The sequence below is a fragment of the uncultured Boseongicola sp. genome (assembly GCF_937988555.1).
In the GTDB taxonomy this organism is placed as follows: Bacteria; Pseudomonadota; Alphaproteobacteria; order Rhodobacterales; family Rhodobacteraceae; genus Boseongicola.
Window position 1 is genome coordinate 1 of record NZ_CALJXO010000279.1, and the last position, 2,775, is coordinate 2,775.

The 2,775-nt window shown below is 56.6% G+C and carries 3 protein-coding genes; all 3 read left to right on the forward strand.

Translation table 11 applies throughout. The annotated features are described in order from the left end of the window. Window positions 1-165 precede the first annotated feature (165 nt). Window positions 166-573 (forward strand): hypothetical protein, encoded by a 408-nt coding sequence (locus tag Q1B15_RS16710; RefSeq protein WP_299755769.1) that lies wholly within the window; start codon window positions 166-168, stop codon window positions 571-573. 162 nt (window positions 574-735) lie between these two features. Then, window positions 736-1,938 (forward strand): Fic family protein, encoded by a 1,203-nt coding sequence (locus Q1B15_RS16715; protein WP_299755770.1) that lies wholly within the window; start codon window positions 736-738, stop codon window positions 1,936-1,938. A gap of 357 nt (window positions 1,939-2,295) precedes the next feature. Next, window positions 2,296-2,775 (forward strand): DUF4172 domain-containing protein (locus Q1B15_RS16720; RefSeq protein ID WP_299755772.1); only part of this gene is annotated, 480 nt, incomplete at its 3' end.

Below are 2,775 nucleotides of genomic sequence, written 5' to 3' on the forward strand. Positions count from 1 at the left end.
TGCCGCAGCGGCCAACGGTGCGCTGACAGAAACCAGCGCCTGCTTCGGACGTGTCACTTCTGCTTTGGGCTCATGCACTAAATCGCTCCGCGATAGGGGCGCTTGTGGCGGGTGTTGCGCAGAACAAGGATTTGTTGCGCGGATTTTGGTGTCGGGTGTGTGCTGTTGGCCGAGGTGATTTTGCCTCGATTGACAGAGGACCTTCCGATGAACATTCAACAATCGACACCAATGACGCCCCTGCGTGCCCGGATGATTGCCGATATGATATCGCGCAATCTCGGCCCTGCATCCCAGACCAGCCACCTGCGCGCCTGCAAGCGGTCTGCGGCCTGGCTCGGTCGCTCGCCGGAGACGGCGACGGCGACGGCGACGGCGACGCCGGATGATGTGAAGTATTTCCAGCAGCAACTCATAGAGAGCGGGACAAGCATCTGCATGCGCAACCAGGTGATTTTAATTGGTGCCGCACTCATAAATTTTGCATCGGCGCGTATTTCCGGTCGGAGCGCTAAACATTACGCATCTGCCCCTCATGTTACTCGCAACACGTGCACACACACCCGCTGCTGACGTCATAACAGAATAGTTGAAATGACAATTCTACACGGTCGCCAACGAACGCTTACCAGTTTGATGCCCATGATCGGCAATGCGGATCGGCAAAGACTTGCCATATCCATCGTAAAAGCCTTATAAACATTCAACTTTTTACGGATACCTGATCGGCAAAGAATGTTGGAAACGCCTGGCAGAATAGAACCCTGTTTCTTTGAGGAACACATCCCTGCTGAGTTGGCTGACCTTTCGGTTGAGATACAGCGAGAAGCGAGCGGGCTTGGGCAAGGCTTGCATCCAGACAGCGCCGCTGAGCTGGCCGATCTGGTGCGGATGATGAACTGTTATTACTCCAACCTGATCGAAGGTCACAACACGAGACCAAGAGACATCGAAAAAGCCCTCGCTGGTGCCGAGTTGGAAGAAGACACGCGTCCTCTGGCATTGGAGGCACGAGCACATATTATCGTGCAGCGTGCAATCGATGAGATGCAACGCAACGGTACAATGCCTGTACCAACCGCGGTCGAATTCCTAGCTTGGGTCCATCAAGCCTTTTACAACGAGATGCCCGAAGAGTTACGTGTCATCGAACACCCCGACGGCTCGCAGGAGCCGATTGTTCCCGGGCGCATGCGCCAAGATGGAGATTCAGAAGTTGCGGTTGGGCGCCATCACCCGCCGTCATCCATGAGGGTATCGGCATTCATGGATCATTTCGACAAGCGCTTCCAAATTGCCGCACGTTCAGCGAGTAGCCGGATCATTGCCATTGCCTCCGCTCATCATCGCCTCAACTTCATCCATCCGTTCCCGGATGGCAACGGTCGCGTTAGCCGTCTTATGTCGCACGCCATGGCCCTCAACGCCGGTATTGGCGGCCAAGGTCTATGGTCCATATCTCGTGGCCTTGCCCGAGGACTGAAGGATCGAGGAGAATATAAACAGATGATGGATCATGCCGACAGCCCTCGCCATGGGGATCGCGACGGCCGCAGGAACCTTTCAGAAGCCGCACTGAAGACATTCAGCGCATGGTTCCTGAATGTCGCACTGGATCAGATCACCTTTTCTGCAAAGCTTTTTGATCTGGGCGGGCTGGACAAACGCTATCAGCGCCTGGTCGCAGATACGATCGACGACAAGCGTGCGCCAGACTTGATTTCAGCAGTTTTGCGCCACGGAGCGCTGGACCGTGGCGACGCGCAAATAGTGCTCAAAACCTCCGAGAGGACGGCTCGCAATACGCTTAAACAACTCACCACGGCTGGCTTTCTGACGTCTGCGTCGCCCAAGACACCGGTTCGCCTTGCCTTCCCGCTAGACTACCGAGAGCGTCTTTTCCCAAACCTATTTGCGGATGCCGATCTACCAGCGTGACGCTTATGGCATAACCATTTGCGCACTACATGAACTTCTGCGCGTCAACTTGCCAAGCTACCATCCAGCAGGGTTCTGTCGCAAATTTTATTGCATGACGGAACGACAGGTATTGCCGGACGTGAGCTTGCCTTTGAAATCAATCGTCACTCTCTGATGCCCACCTGCTGACTTAAAGAGCGGCGTTTATCACAGGTACGCTGGCCCATATTCTGAAACTTTGCGACAGAACCGAAGTCCGCTACGAGCCCTTCGGGCAGGCCGCCTGAACAACGTCGGCATGGGCCATCTACAGCAGGTTGACTGCGCATGCGGTGACTACAGCGTCAATCACCGCATAACTTGCGGTGATTGTACTTGAGCTATGCGGTGAATATGGTCTGCATCCACGAACATGCAGACTGGCCCCGGTTCCGCTGGTCGGCTGAAGCGATCACGGATCGGCTTGCCACGGTCCGCTATCGGCAGGGACGGCTGATCGGGCGGATGGAATCGCTCGGCCTCGATCAGCAGAACGAGGCCCTCCTGCGCACCCTGACCGAGGACGTTGTCAAATCGAGCAACATGGAAGGCGAGACGCTCGACGCGGGCGTGGTACGGTCGTCAATTGCCCGGCAGCTCGGGATCGAAATCGGCGCGCTTTCCCCGACCGACCGGAATGTCGAAGGGGTAGTCGAAAGGATGCTTGACGCGACCCCGAACCACGCCAAGCCGTTAAACGAGGCCCGAGTGTTCGATTGGCATGCCTCGCTCTTCCCAGCCGGACGCAGCGGCATAACCAGGATCGCCGTCGGCGCCTGGCGCGATGCGACTGCGGGGCCGATGCAGGTTGTCTCC